General features: G+C 70.9%; 17 protein-coding genes. 12 read left to right on the forward strand and 5 right to left on the reverse strand.

Annotated elements, in window-relative coordinates; all coding sequences use genetic code 11:
- Positions 1-26: 26 nt before the first annotated feature.
- On the reverse strand, positions 27-827 hold the full coding sequence (locus ACFWPQ_RS34815; protein ID WP_384043755.1) for an SGNH/GDSL hydrolase family protein: 801 nt from the start codon (positions 825-827) through the stop codon (positions 27-29).
- A 326-nt stretch (positions 828-1,153) separates the two neighbouring features.
- Between ACFWPQ_RS34815 and ACFWPQ_RS34820 the strand changes: the two genes are divergently transcribed.
- The 6 genes from ACFWPQ_RS34820 (at position 1,154) to ACFWPQ_RS34845 (ending at position 9,808) form a co-directional block, all read left to right on the forward strand.
- Positions 1,154-2,362 (forward strand): S8 family peptidase, encoded by a 1,209-nt coding sequence (locus ACFWPQ_RS34820; RefSeq protein ID WP_384043759.1) that lies wholly within the window; start codon positions 1,154-1,156, stop codon positions 2,360-2,362.
- Between the two features lie 234 nt (positions 2,363-2,596).
- Positions 2,597-2,962 carry a hypothetical protein gene (locus ACFWPQ_RS34825; RefSeq protein ID WP_384043761.1) on the forward strand — a complete coding sequence of 122 codons (366 nt, stop codon included), beginning with the start codon at positions 2,597-2,599 and terminating at the stop codon, positions 2,960-2,962.
- Positions 2,963-3,384: 422 nt separating this feature from the next.
- Positions 3,385-4,206 (forward strand): glycosyltransferase family 2 protein, encoded by an 822-nt coding sequence (locus ACFWPQ_RS34830; protein WP_384043764.1) that lies wholly within the window; start codon positions 3,385-3,387, stop codon positions 4,204-4,206.
- Complete coding sequence (locus ACFWPQ_RS34835; protein ID WP_384043766.1) at positions 4,203-5,192, forward strand: glycosyltransferase family 2 protein; 990 nt, start codon at positions 4,203-4,205, stop codon at positions 5,190-5,192. Before ACFWPQ_RS34830 ends, ACFWPQ_RS34835 begins: the two co-directional genes overlap by 4 nt.
- Positions 5,185-5,985, forward strand: coding sequence for a polysaccharide deacetylase family protein (locus ACFWPQ_RS34840; protein ID WP_384043769.1), 801 nt, complete (start codon positions 5,185-5,187; stop codon positions 5,983-5,985). Before ACFWPQ_RS34835 ends, ACFWPQ_RS34840 begins: the two co-directional genes overlap by 8 nt.
- On the forward strand, positions 5,978-9,808 hold the full coding sequence (locus tag ACFWPQ_RS34845) for a lipopolysaccharide biosynthesis protein (protein WP_384043772.1): 3,831 nt from the start codon (positions 5,978-5,980) through the stop codon (positions 9,806-9,808). The genes ACFWPQ_RS34840 and ACFWPQ_RS34845 overlap by 8 nt, the downstream gene beginning before the upstream one ends.
- A gap of 60 nt (positions 9,809-9,868) precedes the next feature.
- Here ACFWPQ_RS34845 and ACFWPQ_RS34850 read toward each other — a convergent pair whose 3' ends face one another.
- A complete protein-coding gene (locus ACFWPQ_RS34850) occupies positions 9,869-11,293 on the reverse strand; it encodes a xylan 1,4-beta-xylosidase (RefSeq protein WP_384043775.1) in 1,425 nt (474 codons plus the stop codon).
- A 197-nt stretch (positions 11,294-11,490) separates the two neighbouring features.
- Here ACFWPQ_RS34850 and ACFWPQ_RS34855 point away from each other — a divergent pair, with 197 nt between their 5' ends.
- The gene (locus tag ACFWPQ_RS34855; RefSeq protein ID WP_384043778.1) at positions 11,491-12,600 is read left to right on the forward strand and encodes a DUF5925 domain-containing protein; all 1,110 of its coding nucleotides are present in this window, start codon (positions 11,491-11,493) and stop codon (positions 12,598-12,600) included.
- Between the two features lie 19 nt (positions 12,601-12,619).
- Positions 12,620-13,390, forward strand: a complete 771-nt coding sequence (locus tag ACFWPQ_RS34860; RefSeq protein ID WP_384043781.1) for a DUF72 domain-containing protein — start codon at positions 12,620-12,622, stop codon at positions 13,388-13,390.
- A gap of 174 nt (positions 13,391-13,564) precedes the next feature.
- Here ACFWPQ_RS34860 and ACFWPQ_RS34865 read toward each other — a convergent pair whose 3' ends face one another.
- Positions 13,565-13,936, reverse strand: a complete 372-nt coding sequence (locus ACFWPQ_RS34865) for a GntR family transcriptional regulator (RefSeq protein ID WP_384043784.1) — start codon at positions 13,934-13,936, stop codon at positions 13,565-13,567.
- A gap of 70 nt (positions 13,937-14,006) precedes the next feature.
- Between ACFWPQ_RS34865 and ACFWPQ_RS34870 the strand changes: the two genes are divergently transcribed.
- On the forward strand, positions 14,007-14,972 hold the full coding sequence (locus ACFWPQ_RS34870) for a GNAT family N-acetyltransferase (RefSeq protein WP_384043787.1): 966 nt from the start codon (positions 14,007-14,009) through the stop codon (positions 14,970-14,972).
- A gap of 22 nt (positions 14,973-14,994) precedes the next feature.
- Positions 14,995-15,462, forward strand: a complete 468-nt coding sequence (locus ACFWPQ_RS34875) for a DUF402 domain-containing protein (protein WP_384043790.1) — start codon at positions 14,995-14,997, stop codon at positions 15,460-15,462.
- A 36-nt stretch (positions 15,463-15,498) separates the two neighbouring features.
- Here the strand turns inward: ACFWPQ_RS34875 and ACFWPQ_RS34880 are convergent, their stop codons facing one another.
- The gene (locus ACFWPQ_RS34880) at positions 15,499-16,113 is read right to left on the reverse strand and encodes a class I SAM-dependent methyltransferase (RefSeq protein ID WP_384043793.1); all 615 of its coding nucleotides are present in this window, start codon (positions 16,111-16,113) and stop codon (positions 15,499-15,501) included.
- A gap of 140 nt (positions 16,114-16,253) precedes the next feature.
- Here ACFWPQ_RS34880 and ACFWPQ_RS34885 point away from each other — a divergent pair, with 140 nt between their 5' ends.
- Positions 16,254-16,388 carry a hypothetical protein gene (locus ACFWPQ_RS34885; protein ID WP_302832631.1) on the forward strand — a complete coding sequence of 45 codons (135 nt, stop codon included), beginning with the start codon at positions 16,254-16,256 and terminating at the stop codon, positions 16,386-16,388.
- Positions 16,389-16,412: 24 nt separating this feature from the next.
- Here ACFWPQ_RS34885 and ACFWPQ_RS34890 read toward each other — a convergent pair whose 3' ends face one another.
- Complete coding sequence (locus ACFWPQ_RS34890; RefSeq protein WP_384043795.1) at positions 16,413-16,862, reverse strand: GNAT family N-acetyltransferase; 450 nt, start codon at positions 16,860-16,862, stop codon at positions 16,413-16,415.
- A gap of 184 nt (positions 16,863-17,046) precedes the next feature.
- Between ACFWPQ_RS34890 and ACFWPQ_RS34895 the strand changes: the two genes are divergently transcribed.
- Positions 17,047-17,994 (forward strand): lytic polysaccharide monooxygenase, encoded by a 948-nt coding sequence (locus tag ACFWPQ_RS34895; RefSeq protein WP_384043798.1) that lies wholly within the window; start codon positions 17,047-17,049, stop codon positions 17,992-17,994.
- Positions 17,995-18,053 lie beyond the last annotated feature (59 nt).

An 18,053-nucleotide genomic window follows, 5' to 3' on the forward strand; every position in this document is an offset into this window, starting at 1 on the left:
CGTACCGAAGGTTGACGGACCGAGGGTCACGCGTTGCTGGTCAGGGCCGGGAGATAGCCGCCGGACTGGCCGGCCGCGGTGGGGTGGTACGACTCGGTGATGTTCAGCCAGTTGACACTGTGCAGCCAGGAGCTGCTCGAGCAGATCTCGTGGGTGGAGAACGCGCTGCGGACGTCGCCGAAGGTGAACCCGTGGTCGGCGGCGCGCTTGGCGATCGCGGTGTCGATGTAGTCGGCCGCGTTGTTGATGGCGGTGCGCTTGGTCGAGGAGAGACCGAGGCACGTGGTGCCCAGCAGGTAGAAGCGGGGGTAGCCGATGACGACGACCTTGGCGTTGGGGGCCTTGGCGCTGATCGCGTCGTAGACGTTGTCGAGCTTGCCGGGGAGCGTGGAGTCGACGTACGCCTCGGCGGTGCTGATCCGGGACAGGCAGGTGCTGTCGGAGCTGAGCACACAGGTCGTCATGACGTCGGCGAAGCCCGCGTCGTTGCCGCCGATGGTGACCGAGACCAGGGCGGTGGCGGAGCTCAGTGTGCCCAGCTGGCCGGAGAGCACGTCGTCGGTGGTGGCGCCCGAACACGCGAGGAACGAGAACGAGGACGGGCTGTGGGCGGCGTTCCACAGGTAGGGGTAGGCGTTGGTGCTGCGGTCGCAGCTGCCACTTGAGCTGATGTAGCTGCCGGCGCCGACGCCGGACGCGTACGAGTCGCCGAGCGCCACGTAGCCCCCGGTCGCGGCCTGCGCTTCCGTCGCGGCCGCCCCGGTGAGGGCGAGGCCGGTGGCGAGGAGGAGTGAAGTCACGTATGCCGTAATTCGGGAACGTCTCATGGAACCTCCCTTTAGCAGGATCTCTGCCACAACTGTCGTACCAACTACGCGTGTTGACGGGAAGTGTCCATGCCAAAACTGTTCGGGTTCTCAACCGGCCCTAACCGGACCGATTCCGCGCGCTCCCGGCGCGTTTGATTGCGTGTCCATGACAGATGCGTGACAGGTCGTCAACTCCCTTGTTCTTTGCCGGGGGAAAACCGATTCTTTACTCGGTCCGTGAGCGGAACGCGACGCTCCCGGTCCGTGTGCGCGAAGCCGCGCGCACACCCCCACACGCGCGCGCCGACCCGGGCGCGCGCTGCCTAGAGGAGGACTCCCTCGTAATGGCACATCTGCGTACCCAGAAGCTGCGGTTCGCCGCCGTCACCACCGTGGCGGCCGCCGCCCTCGTCGGCGGACTCACCGCACTCCCCGCCCAGGCCGCACCCGCCACCGGCAGGGTGCTGCACGCCGGCTCCCCCACGGCCGTCAAGGGCAGCTACATCGTCACCCTCAAGAACAGCGCCGGTTTCAAGGCCGCCTCGACCGAGGGCAAGGGCCTGGTGAAGGCGTACGGCGGCACGGTCAAGAAGACCTTCGGCACGGTGCTGAACGGCTACTCGGCCAGGCTCTCGCCGACCCAGGCCGCGAGACTCGCCGCCGACCCGGCAGTGGCCACCGTCGAACAGGACCAGACGGTCCGGCTCACCGACACCACCCAGTCCAGCGCCCCCTGGGGCCTGGACCGCATCGACCAGGCGAGCCTTCCGCTGTCCGGCACCTACACCTACCCGGACACCGCGGGCAGTGGGGTGACCGTCTACGTGATCGACACCGGTGTGCGGATCACCCACACCCAGATCAGCGGTCGCGCCTCCTACGGCTACGACGCGGTCGACGGCGACACCACCGCCTCCGACGGCAACGGCCACGGCACCCATGTGGCGACCACCATCGCCGGCTCCACGTACGGGGTCGCCAAGAAGGCGAACATCGTCGCGGTGCGGGTGCTGGACAACAGCGGCTCGGGTACGACCGCCGGGGTGATCGCGGGCATCAACTGGGTGACGTCGAACCACACCACCCCGGCGGTCGCCAACATGTCGCTCGGCGGCTCGGCCTCCACCTCGCTCGACACCGCGGTCGCCAACTCCATAGCCAGTGGGGTGACCTACGCGATCGCGGCCGGCAACAGCAGCGCCAACGCCTCCTCGTACTCCCCGGCCCGGGTCTCGACCGCCATCACCGTCGGCGCCACCACCAGCTCCGACGCCAGGGCCAGCTACTCCAACTACGGCTCGGTCCTGGACATCTTCGCGCCCGGCTCCTCCATCACGGCGGGCTACAACACCAGCGACACCGCCACCGCCGTCCTGTCGGGCACCTCGATGGCCACCCCGCACGTGGCGGGAGCGGCCGCCGTCTACCTCGCGGGCCACACCTCGTCCACCCCGGCCCAGGTCGCCACGGCCCTGGTCAACGGCGCCACGTCCAACGTGCTCACCAGCGTGGGCACCGGCTCGCCCAACAAGCTCCTGAAGCTCGTGTCGTAATCGATCACCGGTAGACACCGGAATCGAGCGACTTGTTCCCCGGAGGCATCAGGTGTCTCCGGGGAACGGTCATGTCCGGAGACCTGCTTGACGCCTCCAGTTCGGCTGCGCGACATTGAAGCCCGGCATCCGACGCCTTGGGGGGCAAAGTCGGCCATGCAGACCATACGGCTCAAGACATCATCAACAGCGGACGAACGGGCACGGCCAGGACCGGGGAGGGACCTGAGGCCCGTGCTTGCGGGGGCCGCGACAGGCGTCGCCGGAACCGGTGCGCTGCTCGCGCTCACCGACTCGGGCTCGCCGCTGCGCGGGCCGTTCGCGCTGTTCTTCCTGATCGCCGCGCCAACCGCGGCGATCGGTCTGGCGCTGCGCGGACTCGATCCGTTCGCCCGCGTGCTCACCGCGCTGGCGGGTGCGGTCGCCCTGGACATGCTGATCGCCCAGGGCATGCTCGCCGTGCACCGCTGGTCCTGGCGCGGCGGCATCGTCGCCGTGACCGCGATCAGCGTTCTGCTGCTTCTGCTGGTACTTCTGCGACCGGTGGAACGCATTCTCAAACGGATGCACCGGCGAGCCGGGAAAATCCGTTCGAGTTGAAGAACAAGGTCGGCCAAAGTTTCGTAACGGCCAAACCAACAAAAACGTGAGACCCACTTCCAGGTCTTGCCATACTGGTCCAATCATCAATACCGTCGTATATCTCACCCGCATCGGATCGTCATCAAGCGGCTCTAGGGGAGGGCTCAGGGACCGCGATGTTCCGGAGCGGGGCGCGGTAGGGGGGTGCCGTGCTCGGTGACTGCAATGACCACTGTCGTTTCTCGTGTGACCACTGTCGTTTCCGAGTCGTGCCGCGCGACCGGCTGCCTGTCGGCAGACCGGCCAGCTTTGCCAGCTCACCTGCGGATACGGAGACCCGTTTTCCGTAGCACGGGTGAGAAGAACCCCCCTTTCGAACCGGACACAGAAGCGGGCCGCCCAAGGGGCGGGCGGTCCACCGGACGAGAGGGACAAGACTCATGAGTTCTGTTCTGCGTACACCGGCCTCGGGCCAAGATCCGTTAATGGCGCCCGAATACCGGCCGATCTCCTCTCACCTGGCCATCACACCGCCGGTGAGCGTGGTGATCCCCGCCATGAATGAGGCGGAGAATCTCCCCTACGTCTTCAAGACACTTCCCGGCTGGATACATGAAGTGGTTCTTGTGGACGGTAATTCCACCGACAACACCGTGGAAGTAGCGCGGGAGTTGTGGCCCGAAGTGAAAGTCGTCGAACAGAGTGGCAAGGGCAAGGGAGATGCCCTGATCACCGGATTCGAGGCGTGCACCGGCGACATCATCGTCATGGTGGACGCGGACGGCTCGGCCGACGGCCACGAGATCGTGTCGTACGTCTCCGCCCTGGTCTCGGGCGCCGACTTCGCCAAGGGCTCGCGCTTCGCCAACGGCGGCGGCACGGACGACATGACCTTCATCCGCAAACTGGGCAACTGGGCGCTGTGCACGGTCGTCAACCGCAAGTTCGGCGCCCGCTACACCGACCTCTGCTACGGATACAACGCCTTCTGGCGGCACTGCCTCGACAAGATCGACCTCGACTGCACCGGCTTCGAGATCGAGACCCTGATCAACATCCGGGTGGTCAAGGCCGGCCTGAAGGTGCAGGAGATCCCCAGCTACGAGTACCTTCGCATCCACGGCACCAGCAACCTGCGCGCCGTCCGCGACGGACTCCGGGTGCTCAAGGTGATCCTGAAGGAGCGCTCCAACCGGCGTGACCTGCGCCGGCGGGTGCGGCACTCCCCGATGCTCACCACGGGCCAGGGAGAGTCGTCTTGAGCGATCCCGACATCTCCGTCGTGATCTGCGTGTACACCGAGGACCGCTGGGAGGACATCCTCGCGGCGGTCTCCTCGGTGCGCGCCCAGTCGTATCCGGCGCTGGAGACCCTGCTGGTCGTCGACCACAACCCGGCGCTCCTGGAGCGGCTCACGAAGGAGTACAAAGAGGCCGCCCAGGTGCGGGTGCTCGCCAACGCGGGCCCCCGCGGCCTGTCCGCGGGCCGCAACACCGGTATCGCCGCCTCCTACGGCGAGGTGATCGCCTTCCTCGACGACGACGCCGTGGCCGAGCGGGACTGGCTGCGCCGCTTCGCCGAGGGGTACGCCGACCCGAGGGTGATGGCGGTCGGCGGCCGGACCATGCCCGTCTGGGCCTCGGGCCGCCGCCCGGACTGGTTCCCGGAGGAGTTCGACTGGGTCGTCGGCTGCACCTACCGGGGACTGCCGGCAGGCCGCGTCCGGGTCCGGAACGTCCTCGGGGGAAACGCTTCTTTCCGGCGTACGGCCTTCGACGCGGCGGGCGGTTTCGCCACCGGCATCGGCCGCGACGGCGACAAGCGCCCGCTGGGCTGCGAGGAGACGGAGCTGTGCATCCGCCTCACCCGGGCCCGCCCGGACGCCGTCCTCCTCATCGACGACCGCGCGGTGATCCACCACCGGGTGCCGGAAGCCCGCGAGCACTTCGGGTACTTCCGCACCCGCGCCTACGCCGAGGGCCTCTCCAAGGCCCTGGTCGCCCGCAGTGTGGGCGCCGGCAAGGGCCTGGAGTCCGAACGCCGGTACACCACGCGTGTGCTGCCCGCGGGGGTCGCTCGTGGCCTGCGGGACGCACTGCTGGCCCGGCCGGGCGGTGCGGGCCGGGCGGGCGCGATCGTCGCCGGGGTGCTGACGGCGGCGGGCGGCTACGTGGTGGGGAGCGTGCGGGCCCGGCGGAGCGGGGCGACCTTCGCCGTCGCCGGGATCGAGGAGGGCTCCCATGGCTGAGGCCCCGGTCCCGATCCTCATGTACCACTCGGTGGCGACCTCGCCCAACGACGCCACCCGCGCGCTGTCGGTGGCACCGGAGGCGTTCGCCGAGCAGATGGCGCTCATCGGCGACCTGGGCCTGACCCCCGTCGACACGGCCGCCCTGGCGGCCGGCTGGCGCTCGGGCGGCCCGCTCCCCGACCGTCCCGTCCTGATCACCTTCGACGACGGCTACGAGGGCGTGCACCGACACGCCCTGCCCGTGCTCGCCAAGCACGGCTTCGCGTCCACGCTGTTCGTCTCGACGGGCTGGATCAGGGGTGCGTACGACACCGGAGGCGGCCTGGACGCCATGCTCGACTGGGGCCAGGTGCGCGAACTCGCGGGCGCCGGCTGCGAGATCGGTGGGCACAGCCACACCCACCCGCAGCTCGACCAGCTGGACGACGACCGGCTGCGCGCGGAGCTGGTGCGCTGCCGGGAGATCGTCGCCGACGAACTGGGAGCCGCGCCCGACTCGTTCGCCTACCCGTACGGCTACTCCAGCAGCCGGGTACGGCAGGCCGTGCGGGCGGCCGGGTACGCCCAGGCGCTCGCCGTCGGCAACGGCCTCGCCCGCCGCCGTCAGGGTCCGTTCGCGCTGCAGCGCGTCACCGTGCGCCGCAGCACGGACGCCGAGGAGTTCACGCGACTGCTCGAAGGCCGAGCTGTCGCCCGCAACTTCGCCAGGGACCGTGCCCTCACCAAGGGTTACGCCGTTCTCCGCAGAGCACGCCAGGTCCGCCGGAAGGCCATCCGTTCCCGTGTCTGACACGACCACAACAACCGAGACAGCGACAACCGAGACGTCGGCGCCCGAGCAGTCGGGGCGCCGTCTTCGCCTGCCCGGACGGGGCGGCTCGTCCGGCGGCAGTCCACTCTTCCGGAACGCCTATGCGCTGATGCTCAACACCGGCATCTCCGCCGTCCTGGGCCTCGGCTTCTGGCTGGCCGCGGCCCGCTACTACTCCGAGTCGGCCGTCGGCCAGGGCTCCGCCGCGATCGCCGCGATGAAGTTCCTCGCGGGCCTGACCGCGGTGACCCTCACCGGCGCCCTCGCCCGCTTCATCCCGGTGGCGGGCCGCCACACCGGGCGCCTCATCTTCCGTACCTACGCGGGCAGTTCGCTGATCGTGGCGATGGCCGCCGGGGCCTTCCTGCTGACGCTGAACGTGTGGGGGCCGTCGTACCGCTTCCTGCACGGGCCGCTCAACGGGCTCGGGTTCGTCGTCGCGGTCGTCTCCTGGAATCTGCTCACCCTCCAGGACGGCGTACTGACCGGGCTGCGCAACGCACCCTGGGTGCCGGTGGGCAACACCGTGTTCTCGGCCGTCAAGCTGGGGCTGCTGGTCGCCCTGTCCGTGGCGATCCCGACGGCCGGTGTCTTCGTCTCCTGGGTCGCGGCGATCGCCACCTCGTTCATCCCGCTGGGCTGGCTGGTGTTCCGGCGCCTGGTGCCCCGGCACATCAAGGCCACCGAGGACCATGCGAAACCGCCCACGCTGCGGGAGATCGGCAAGTTCCTGGCCGGCGACTACACCGGCTCGCTGTTCTCCCTCGCCGTGGTCTACCTGGTCCCGGTGATCATCGCCTCGCAGGTCAGCTCCGAGGACAACGCGTACTTCTACATCACCACCACCATCGGCGGCACCACCAACCTGCTCGCCATCAACATGGGCGCCTCGCTGACCGTCGAGGGCTCCCACGACCCGGCCCGCCTCGCCGGCAACACCCGGGCCGCGCTGAAGCGGATGGCCCGGATCATGATCCCCATCTGCGCGCTGCTGTTCTTCGGGGCGCCCTGGATCCTCGGCGTCTTCGGGCCCGGTTACGCGGACGCGGCGACCCCGCTGCTGCGCTGGTTCGCGGTCGGCGCGCTGCTCCGGGTCGTGATGGAGACGTACTTCGCGGTGCTGCGCGCACAGAGCCGCACCGCCGGACTCGCCTGGCTGCAGGGCCTGTTGTGCCTGCTGGTGCTCGGGCTGACCCTGCTGCTGCTCCCCCGGATGGGGCTGACCGGCGCGGGCGTCGCCGAGATCTCCAGCCTCGCGGTGATCGTGGCGATCGCGGCGCCCCGGCTGTGGAAGACGCTCCGGGCCGCCCCGGCCGAGATCCCGGAGGACGCGGCACCGGACGGCGACCTCGCCGACCTGGGGGCGCGCGAGGTTCGGCCCGCCGCCGCACCGCGCAGGCGGGGCCCGGCCTGGGCGCTGGACACCGACACCCTCGCCCTCGGCATCCATGTGGACTTCGACCATGTGGAGCGCCGCCCGGACGTCCGGCCGGGGCCGGGAACTCCGCCCACGGGTACACCCGTTGTCCGTCCGGAGGACCGGCCGACGTGGGCGCTTCGGCCGCCGCGGAACCTGGGGTTGCCGGTGGAGGAGAGGGAGCCGCACGCGGAGGCCTCGCTGGGGCCTGCCGAGGTCTCGCTGCTGAAGGAGGCGGAGGTCGACGCGCCGTTCGCGAAGACGGCCGTACCGAAGCCGGAGCCGGAGCCGGGGTCGGGGTCCGGATCGGAGGAGGCGGCGGTACCGGCCGAGGCTCCCGAGGAGCCCGCGCGCTCGCTGCGGGAGCGGCTGACGCCCACCCGCTCGGGAGTCGTCCTCGGCTGTCTCCTGGTCGCCGCCCTGCTGCTCTACTGGGTGCCGGCGGCCCGGCTCGACGACGCCGACCTGGACCGGATGGGCGGCCTCGGGCTGATCTCGGTGCTGCCGCTGCCCACGCTGGTCGGGGCGGCGCTGCTGATCACGGTGTTCGCCGCGCTGCTGTGGCTGCGCCGGGAGCACAGGGCACTGCTCCTGGTCACCCTGCTGGCGACGGTCGTGTCACTCCACGCCCTGCCCGCCGTGATCGAGACGGAACCGCGCTTCCCGACCGCCTGGCAGCACCTCGGGTTCATCGACTACATCGACCGCACCGGCTCGGCCGTACCGGACCTGGACGCCCGCTGGAGCTGGCCGGGCTTCTTCGCGGCGGCCGCGTTCATCGGCCGGGCGTGCGGGGTCACGGACTTCACCGAGGTCATCCGCTGGTGGCCGACGTTCATTCAACTCGCCTATCTGGCACCGATGTTCCTGCTCGTACGGTCGCTGCGGGCGAGCTGGCGGGCGAAGTGGACCGGTATCTGGATCTTCGTGCTGTGCGGCTGGGTCGGCCAGGACTACTTCTCCCCGCAGGGCTTCACGTACCTGCTCTACCTGATGTTCGTGGCGATCCTGCTCGTCTGGTTCCGTGCCCCGCAGGTCATCTGGACGAGGTTCCGGCCCGGCGAGGCGGAGGTCGAGCCGACGAACCGCCGTCAGCAGGCCGTGCTCCTCATGGTGCTGGTCGGCCTGTACGCGGCGACCGTCCCGGCACACCAGCTCACCCCGTTCGTGATGCTGGGCGTACTGGCGGTCCTGGTCCTGATCGGCAGGTCCGAACTGCGGGGCCTGCCCATCCTGTTCGGGGTGGTGGCGGCGGTCTGGCTGGGCTTCATGGCCGAGCCGTACTGGTCCGGGCACTTCAACGAGCTGTTCGGCGGGGTCGGCGGGGTCGGCAGCAATGTCTCCACCTCGGTCTCCGGCCGTATCCAGGGCGGGAGTTCGACCCACAAGCTGGTCCTGTACGTCCGGGTCCTGCTGGCCGGGAGCATGATGGCGTTCGCCGTCTGGGGCTGGTGGCGCCGCCGCTTCCACCGGTACCGCGAGCGTTCCCTGCTGGTCCTGACGTTCGTCCCGTTCCTGGGCTTCGGCATGCAGTCCTACGGCGGCGAGATGGCGCTGCGGGTCTTCATGTTCGCCCTGCCGGGCGCGGCCCTGCTCGCCGGGCTCGCCCTGTTCCCGCGCACCGGCGCCACGGCGAAGGAGCGGGAGAGGGACAAGGTCAGCCTGGCGCCGGTGGCCGCGCTGATGGCCGGGCTGCTGCTCATGGGCGGCTTCCTGGTGGCGCGTTGGGGCAACGAGTCCTTCGAGCGGGTCCGGCCCGGCGAGGTCGCCGCCATGGACTACGTCTACGCCCACGACAGGCCGACGGTACGACTGCTGTGGCTGAGCAACGACACCGTCAACGACGTGACCCCGGCGATCCCGTGGGGCGCCAAGGACATGGAGCGGGTCGACTACGTGCCGACGCTGGCCCCGACCGACCCGGTGCTGGTGTCGAGCCTGGTGAAGGCGTTGAAGGACGCCGGTCCGAACTCGTATCTGATGATCAACAGGAGTCAGGTCACCTATCTCCAGATGGACGCCGGCTACTCGGCGACCTGGGAGAGCCGGCTGGTCCAGAACCTGGACAACCGGCAGGATCTGACGAAGGTCCTGGTCAACGACGACGCCACCATGTACGCGCTGCGCACGCAGCCCGCGGGTGCGGTGGAGAAGCCGGATCCGGGGCCGATCGGGCCGCGGATCACCTGGACGCCGTGGTCGGTGATCGGCGGTCTCGCCGCCGTCGCGCTGATCCTGCTGCTGACGGCCCGCGAGGTGGTCCGGGTAGCGGTCCGGCCCGGAGTGCGTCAACTGCGGTGGCTGCAGGGCAGCTTCTGGTTCTCGCTGCCGCTGCTCGCGGTGCTGCTGGCGTCGCTGGCGCAACGGTTCCTGACGCTCAACTGACGGGGCCGAAGTGGCTCACCCGGTGCACCGGATTCACCGGGTCTACCGGGTCTACCGGGTCTACCGGGTGAGCCACTTCACCTCGTACGGCTTCATGTCGAACCGCTTCCCGTCCACCTGGGCGCTGATCGCCCGGTCGAGGGTGTTGACCACCAGGATCGTCCTGTCGCCGGCGAGCACGCGGACGTTGGGCACGTCGTCCTTGGCGACGGAGACCGACTCGTACCTGGTCCCCGGCGGGAACGCCTTCCCGAACCGGGACACCAGGTCGTACATGGGCAGGGCCTGCCCGCCGTCCCCGCTGTCGGTCGTGCTCCACAGGCAGCCGGCGCAGTCGCCGCCCTTCTCGTCCTCCGGGTTCCAGTAGAAGCCGGAGTCGGCGCCGCCCTGGACGAGGGCGATCATGCCGGCGGCCTGGACGGCGACCCGGTGGTCCTCGGTCCAGCCGGTGCGTTCGTCCTGGCCGTCGGCGGGCTCGACGTAGTACTCGGCCCACCACAGCGGCAGGTCGTGCGTCTGCTTGCGCACCCACTCGCTGACGGCGGTGAACTTGTCCGTGGCCGCGAACTCGTTCGGCAGCAGGTCGTCGTCGTTGGTGTAGCTGGACCCGTCGACGACCACGAAGTCGGCGCCCGCCTTGTGGGTGTTCCAGTAGTCGAAGGCGTCGACGACCCGCTGGTCCATCACGCCCCAGTCGCCCTTGAGGGTGGTGGCGGCGTTCTCGGTCTGGCGCGGGTCGAAGCTGTCCATCACGAGGTACGGCCCGCCGACCATGATGTCCTTGTTCACGGCCTTCAACGCCTTGTAGACGAGGTTGTAGAGCTCGGTGTAGCCCTCGTAGTCCCAGCGGCCCTTCGCGTTGTTCCAGAAGCCCTTGAACTCGTTCCAGACGATGAAGTGCCGTACGTCCGGGTAGCGTCTGGCGACGGTCGCGGCGAGGTCGGCGTAGTCCTGGTAGTGGTCGGGGGTGGGCGCGGTCTCCAGGGCGGCCTGGCTCCAGTCGGTGTTGCCCACCCCCGCCTCGCCGCCCTTCATCCAGTCCGGGGAGCAGCACAGGGTGATCACCGGGGTGCCGCCCGACCTGCGCATGAAGTCCACCCGGCGGTCCAGCGCGCCGAAGTCGTAACGCCCCTTCACCGGCTCGGGGTTGTCGGCGCCCCAGCCCATGACGGCCTGGTCCTGCGGCAGCCCCGCGTCCTGGGAGAGCAGGTCCTCGACCCGCTCGGTGGCCTTCGCGCTGCCCTCGTCGGCGCTGTACTGGGTGTGGGTGAAGCCCCAGCCCACGTACGGCTCGGTGGTGTCCGGCGGGGTGGCGGGGGTGCCGTGCACCTTGTCGCCGTCGCGGGTCGTGCCCGCGGTGCCGGCGCCGCCCCCGGGAAGTGTGTTGACCAGTGTCACGATCAGGGCGAGAGCGGCCACACCCACCCCGAGCAGGGCGGTGAGCCGCCACCGCCGAGCCCCCGAATTCCACCCATGACGTCCCATCAAGGACAACAGTAATGGGGGAAATCGCCCCTGGGGCAGGTATCGGCGATCGACAGCTGTGTAACAGGAGCGGGTGCGCGCCGGGGCTGCGTGCGTGACCGCTCCGGGATACTCCGGAAGCTCGGTGCGCACCCGACACTCCCCTCCCACTTCGGAAAACGGGTGCGCCACGGGCCCCGGTGACGGATCATGGCGGCATGTCTGCCAAGCCGCACGAGACGCTGCCGATCCGGCTCAACGTCGACGACTCCGACTCCCCGTCCGACGTCGTCGACGCGCTGTTCCTCGGCCGCTTCGCGACGGGCGAGCAGCCGTACTCGCACGCGGCCAACATCGACCGGGTGCGCTCCGGGGCGACCCTGCTGCCGAAGGAGGCGCGGGTGCTGCGGGTGGCCCGCGACGACGACCGCAGCGCGACCCTCGCCGAGGGCGACGGCTGGACGCTGCTGGTGTCCCGCTGGAACCGGGGCGCCGACGTCACCGTCACCGCCACCACCGCCGAGCTGGCCGCCAAGGTGCTGAACGAGGCGACGGACGGCGCGGCGGACGAGCCGGAACCGCAGCCGGAGAACGTGACCATGGGTTTCTGGTACGTCTCGCCGCGCCGTGGCCCGCACCGCACCACCCGGCAGATCTCCGCGGGCACCTGGGACGAGGTCCGCGCCAACTACACGGCGCCGGTCGCGGACGCGATGGACCGCCTGATGAAGACGACACCGGAGGACATCGCGGGCCGGCTCCTGCTGCTGCACGGCCCGCCGGGCACCGGCAAGACCTCCGCCCTGCGCACCCTCGCCCGTTCCTGGCGGGACTGGTGCCAGGTGGACTGCGTCCTCGACCCGGAACGGCTCTTCTCCGACGTCGGCTACCTGATGGACATCGCGATCGGCGAGGAGGACGGCGCCGGCAAGGGCCGCTGGCGGCTGCTGCTCCTTGAGGACTGCGACGAACTGATCCGCGGCGAGGCCAAGCACACGGCGGGCCAGGCGCTGTCCCGGCTGCTCAACCTCACCGACGGCCTGCTCGGCCAGGGCCGCAACGTCCTGGTCGGCGTCACCACCAACGAGGACCTGGAGCGGCTGCACCCCGCCGTGGTCCGCCCCGGCCGCTGCCTGGCCCGGATCGAGGTGGGCCCGCTGACCCACCGCGAGGCGGTGGACTGGCTCGGCAGGGAGGCCGTCGGCCGGGAGGAGGCGGTGGGCCGGGACGGGGCGACCCTGGCGGAGCTGTACGCACTGCGCCGGGGCACCGCGCCGACCTCGGTACCGGGGGCGCGGGAGGGCGCGGACGCGGGCCTGTACCTCTAGCCGGTGCTTTGATGGGGGTATGCCCCTCTTCGTCGGAACGTCGGGCTGGCAGTACAAGGACTGGCGGGGCGTCCTGTACCCGGCCGACGTGCCCGTGCGCTCGTGGCTGGAGGCCTACGCGGAGCAGTTCACCACGGTCGAACTGAACAACGCGTTCTACCGGCTCCCGACCCGCGAGAACTTCGCGTCCTGGCGGGACCGGGTCCCGCCGGACTTCGTGATCGCGGTCAAGGCGAGCCGCTACCTCACGCACATCAAGCGCCTCAAGGATCCCGCGGAGCCGGTCGACCGCCTACTGACCCACGCGGCGGGCCTCGGCGACCGGCTCGGCCCGGTCCTCCTCCAGCTACCCCCGACGCTGAAGGCGGACCCGGGCCTGCTGGACGCCTGCCTGTCCTGCTTCCCCCACGGCACTCGCGTCGCGGTGGAACCCCGCCATGACTCCTGGTGGACGCGGGAGACCCGCGAGGTCCTGGAGTCCCGGGGCGCGGCCCTGTGCTGGGCCGACATCCGGGCCCACCCCATGACCCCGCTCTGGCGCACCACCGACTGGGCCTACCTCCGCTTCCACGAGGGCCGGGCCCACCCCTGGCCCCGCTACGGCCGCCGCTCCCTGGAGACATGGATCGACCGCATCGCCACGGCGTACCCGAAGAAGGCGGACGTCTACGCGTACTTCAACAACGACCCGGGCGGGGCGGCGGTGCGGGACGCGGTGGCGTTCGGAAGGGTGGCACAGGCGGCAGGGCTGACGGCGACTCGCACACCGAAGCCGATCACGACCAGGTGACGCCACGCTTCCCACTCCGGGCCGAGCCGCGTCCGGCGGTGCCGGATTCCGCCGTCGTGGCTGGACACCGTTACGGCGGACAGAGGTTGGCGGCGAGGTGTTCCCGTCGGCTCCTTCCTCCCGCCGCGACGGCGATCAGCCACGACGGCGTGTTCCGGCGGTGCCGAGCTCTCCTCAGCCCTCCCCGTACGCCGCCCGCAACGCATCCCGCACCGCGGCCAACGCGTCCTCCTCCCCCAGCCCCAGGCGCCGGACCCGTTCGGCGTAGGCCTGGGCGGCCAGCGACGCCTCGCGGTCGGCGGCCGAGCCCGCCGCGGCGACGAACGTCCCGTTGCGGCCCCGGGTCTCGATCACCCCGTCCGTCTCCAGCGCCCGGTACGCCTTGGCCACCGTGTTCACCGCCAGGCCCAGCGACTCGGCGAGCCCCCGCACCGTCGGCAGCCGGTACCCCACCGGCAGCACCCCGCTGCGCGCCTGCTCGGAGATCTGCGCCCGCACCTGCTCGTAGGGGGGCGTGCCGGCATCGATGTGGATCTTCAAGGTCACGGCCCGATTCTCCCGCACCCGCCGGAAAATGAGAGGCATCCGGTCTCATGTCCCGCATAGCGTGCGGCGCATGACAGTGATCGTGCGTGACCTGCGCACCGACGTCCGGTCCGACGCCGAGGGCTTCGCCCGGGTCCGGCAGCTCGCCCTCCCTTTCATGCTGTGCACCCCGGAGTCCGTGGTCCACGACCTCACGCACACCCACCCCGACGCCCGCTTCCGCCAGCTGATCGCGGAGGAGGACGGCGAGGTCGTCGGCACCGCCCAGGTCGGCCTCGCCCACGAGAGCACGGAACCGGGCCAGGGCTTCGCCAACGTGTACGTGCATCCGGAGCGCACCGGCCGGGGCGCCGGCACCCTCCTCGTCCGGGCGGCGGAGGCACACCTGTCGGCGGTGGGCGCGAGCACCTCGTACGCCTGGGTCCCGGGCGTCCCGTCCCACCGTGCCTTCGCCGAGCGGCACGGCTACACCGCGAGCCGCTCCGCCCACTTCCTCCGGCTCGACCTCGCGCACGGCGCCCTCCCCCCGCTGGAGACTCCCCCGCCCGGCGTGGAGCTGCGCACCGCCGCCGACTTCGCCGCCGACCCGCGCCCGCTCTTCGCCCTCGACGCGGAGACGACGCGGGACGAACCGAGCGACATCGACACGGAGTTCGCCGACTACGAGGCCTGGCTGGACGGGACCTGGCGGCACCCGCTGTTCAGCCGGGAGCTGACCTCGGTCGTCCTGGTCGACGGCCGCCCCGCCGCCTTCAGCGCGGCCCGCACCGACGGCGGCACCCTCCCCCACTCTCGGCTTCGCTCGAGCGGGGGGACCCCCATCGGCACTGTGATGACGGGTACGGCCCGCGCCTTCCGCGGCCGGGGTCTGGCCAAGCTCGCCAAGAACGCCTCCCTGCACCGCGCCCGCGCCGCCGGCTTCACGCAGGCGTTCACGGGCAACGACAGCGGCAACGGCCCGATGCTGGCGATCAACAAGTGGTTCGGGTACGAGATCTGCGCGACGGAGGTCAGGTACGTCCGCGAACTCGGCTGAGCCGGCGGGCACGGTGGACGTCGTGCTGGTCAAGGCGGGCCGCACGAAGATCCGTTACCCCGCCGAGCTGCTGCACGACGACGGCACCCGGATCGCCGTGCGCGCCCCCTGGGCCGGCGACACGCCCCGCGACTTCGGCTTCGTCCGCTTCGAACAGGGCGATGTCTTCACCGAGTTCTACTGGCGCGACCGCTGGTACGCGGTGAAGGAGGTCCGCGCCGCCGACGGCACGCTGAAGGGCTGGTACTGCGACGTCACCCGTCCGGCGACGCTCAGCGGCGACCGGCTGGTCGTCGAGGACCTCGACCTGGACCTGTGGCGCTCCGCGGACGGTACGGACGTACGCCGGCTGGACGAGGACGAGTTCGCCGAGAGCGGTCTCACGGAGCGGGACCCGGAAGCCGCGGCGGCGGCCGTGGCCGCACTCGACACGCTGGAGGCGCTGGCCCGGAAGCCGGACTTCGCCGCCCTGCTGTCCCTGCTGCCGTGAAGCCCCCTCACGTGTCCCTGCTGCCGTGAAGCCGCCTCACACCGTCGCGACCACCGCATACCGCTCGTCGTCCACCTCCTTCCCCCACAGCACCGCCGCCGCGGACAGCCGCTCCACGCGCACGTCCGCGGCGAGCGGCGCGAGGAGGGCGGTGAGCCGCTCGGCGGGTATGCCGACGGGGGCGACGGCTCCCCACACGCCCTCCACCAGCACGAACCGCCCTCCGGGCCGGAGCAGCCCACGCCAGTGCCGCAGCACGCGCGCGGGGTCGGGCAGCGTCCACAGCACATGGCGTACGAGCACGGTGTCGAACAGCTGCTCGCCCACCGGGGGTGCCGCCGCGTCGCCGAGCAGGAACGCCGCGTCACGGCCGGCCAGCTTGGCGCGGGCCCGCTCCACCATCGCCGGGGAGCTGTCGACCCCGGTGACGCGGTGGCCCTGCTCGGCGGCGAGGAGGGCCAGGCTGCCGGTGCCACAGCCGAGGTCGAGGACGTCGGCGGGACGGGCGGGCAGCCACGCCCGGAGCCGCTCCGCCCAGGCCGTGCGGACCTCGGGCGCACCCAGCCCATGATCGGGCTCCGCGTCGAAGGTGGCGGCCTGCGCATCCCAGTCGACACTCGCCGCAACTGTCCGATCACTGTCGTTCGTCATGCCCCCAGCGTGACACCCACCACTGACACTCGATCCGTGTGACAGCGACCACTGACAGACCGGCATCGATGAGGAACTCTCGCCAAAAGCGTCTACCTCCGTGACAACACGGATCTCGGTAGGCACTGAAGGAGGCAGCCATGCGCCGCGAAACCGTGCAGAAGCCCCTGAAGAGGACGGACCGCCGCCGGACCCGCGAGGAGGCCGACGAGCGCCCCGCCGGACGCCCGGAGGTGCGGAAGGACATCGCACGGACCTGGTGGCCGGACGGCTGACCGGGCCCGTTCGCCGCGGGCCTTTCAGCCCAGCCGCTTGCGGTAGTGGATGCGGTCGTACGGCCCGTCCACACGCCGCTCGACGACTTCGTAACCGTGCTTCGGGTAGAGCTCCTGGTTCTCCCACATCAGCGCGTTCGTGTAGAGCCTGACCTCGGACAGGCCGAGCGCACGCGCGCGTGCGTCCACGAACTCCAGCAGCCGCCGTCCCACCCCCCGGCCGTGCGCGTCGGGGTGGACGGCGATGCTGTCGAGGAACAGGTGGTCGTCGCGGGCCTCGATGACGACGAGCCCGATCACCGGCTCCCCCACGACGAACACCCGGCCCGCGGCCACGTTCGCCATGTGGTCCGCCTCCATGGGCTGTGGCACCACCCCGATCCGTGCGATGTAGGGGTGGTACGCCATATCTGTGACGGCCTTCACGGCCGCTACGTCGGCGGCCCTGGCGGGCCGGATCTCGTCGTTGGTCATGGCGTGAACGCTAACTACCTCAGCGCAGTCCGAACACTCCCTTAAGGCGACCATAAGGATCTCCGTCGCCCGCTCCCAGCAGGCGATTCCACGGTTTCTTGGGGCTAGCTTTCTGATCGCCCCCACGGGATCCAGCCCGGCGGCACCGAGCCCGCCCCCAGGGACCGTTCCGAGGAGTTTCCGCATGCTCGCAACACGCCGTCAGGTCGCCGTCGCCGTCGCGCTCGGCGTGGGTGCGGTCACGTTCGCCGCCGCGCCCGCGTCCGCGCACGGCACGATGGGGGACCCGGTCAGCCGGGTCGCCCAGTGCTACGCGGAGAACCCGGAGAGCCCGAAGTCGGACGCCTGCAAGGCGGCGGTCGCCGCCGGTGGCACCCAGGCCCTCTACGACTGGAACGGCATCCGCATCGGTGACGCGAACGGGCAGCACCAGGCGCTGATTCCGGACGGGAAGCTGTGCAGCGCGGACAACGACGAGTTCAAGGGCCTCGACCTGGCCCGCGCCGACTGGCCGGCCACGAACGTCAGCGGCGGGTCGTACACCTTCAAGTACCGGGTGACCGCGCCGCACAAGGGCACCTTCAAGGTGTATCTCACCAAGGCCGGTTACGACCCGGCCAAGCCGCTGGCCTGGGCGGACCTGGATCTCGACCACCCGGTGGCGACGGCCACCGACCCGGTCGCCGCCGGCGGCTTCTACACGTTCTCCGGCACCCTCCCCGAGCGCACCGGTCGCCAGCTGCTGTACGCGATCTGGCAGCGCTCGGACAGCCCGGAGGCCTTCTACTCCTGCTCGGACGTGGACTTCGGAACCGCCGGAGCCGCCACCGGCGCCGCCCCGGCCGCCTCCGCCCCCACCGACGAGCAGATCGCGGCCGGTGCCGACAAGTCGACGATCGAGCACGGCGGTCACGGCGACGACGACGCGAGCACATCGGCCGCACCGGCCACATCGACCGCACCGACCGCGGAGGCCAACGCGCCCGAGCCGGCCGGAAGCCAGGAGCCGGCACTCGCCGCGACCGGCGGCGACGGCTCCACGCCCTACCTCGCGATCGGCGGGGCGGCCGCCCTGGCGCTGGGCTCCAGCACGCTCTTCCTGTCGGTACGACGGCGGGCGCCGCGACGCTGATCCCTCACGGTTCCGGGGCCTGACCGGCGGCTCAGGTCGGACAGGCCCCGGCGGCGTTC

This window comes from Streptomyces sp. NPDC058464 (assembly GCF_042721035.1).
GTDB lineage: Bacteria > Actinomycetota > Actinomycetes > Streptomycetales > Streptomycetaceae > Streptomyces.

Coding starts and splice junctions, on each gene's coding strand:
- ACFWPQ_RS34815 (WP_384043755.1), bottom strand. CDS start 827: ATGAGACGTTCCCGAATTACGGCATACGTGACTTCACTCCTCCTCGCC.
- ACFWPQ_RS34820 (WP_384043759.1), top strand. CDS start 1,154: ATGGCACATCTGCGTACCCAGAAGCTGCGGTTCGCCGCCGTCACCACC.
- ACFWPQ_RS34830 (WP_384043764.1), top strand. CDS start 3,385: ATGAGTTCTGTTCTGCGTACACCGGCCTCGGGCCAAGATCCGTTAATG.
- ACFWPQ_RS34840 (WP_384043769.1), top strand. CDS start 5,185: ATGGCTGAGGCCCCGGTCCCGATCCTCATGTACCACTCGGTGGCGACC.
- ACFWPQ_RS34850 (WP_384043775.1), bottom strand. CDS start 11,293: ATGGGACGTCATGGGTGGAATTCGGGGGCTCGGCGGTGGCGGCTCACC.
- ACFWPQ_RS34855 (WP_384043778.1), top strand. CDS start 11,491: ATGTCTGCCAAGCCGCACGAGACGCTGCCGATCCGGCTCAACGTCGAC.
- ACFWPQ_RS34860 (WP_384043781.1), top strand. CDS start 12,620: ATGCCCCTCTTCGTCGGAACGTCGGGCTGGCAGTACAAGGACTGGCGG.
- ACFWPQ_RS34870 (WP_384043787.1), top strand. CDS start 14,007: ATGACAGTGATCGTGCGTGACCTGCGCACCGACGTCCGGTCCGACGCC.
- ACFWPQ_RS34880 (WP_384043793.1), bottom strand. CDS start 16,113: ATGACGAACGACAGTGATCGGACAGTTGCGGCGAGTGTCGACTGGGAT.
- ACFWPQ_RS34885 (WP_302832631.1), top strand. CDS start 16,254: ATGCGCCGCGAAACCGTGCAGAAGCCCCTGAAGAGGACGGACCGCCGC.
- ACFWPQ_RS34890 (WP_384043795.1), bottom strand. CDS start 16,862: ATGACCAACGACGAGATCCGGCCCGCCAGGGCCGCCGACGTAGCGGCC.
- ACFWPQ_RS34895 (WP_384043798.1), top strand. CDS start 17,047: ATGCTCGCAACACGCCGTCAGGTCGCCGTCGCCGTCGCGCTCGGCGTG.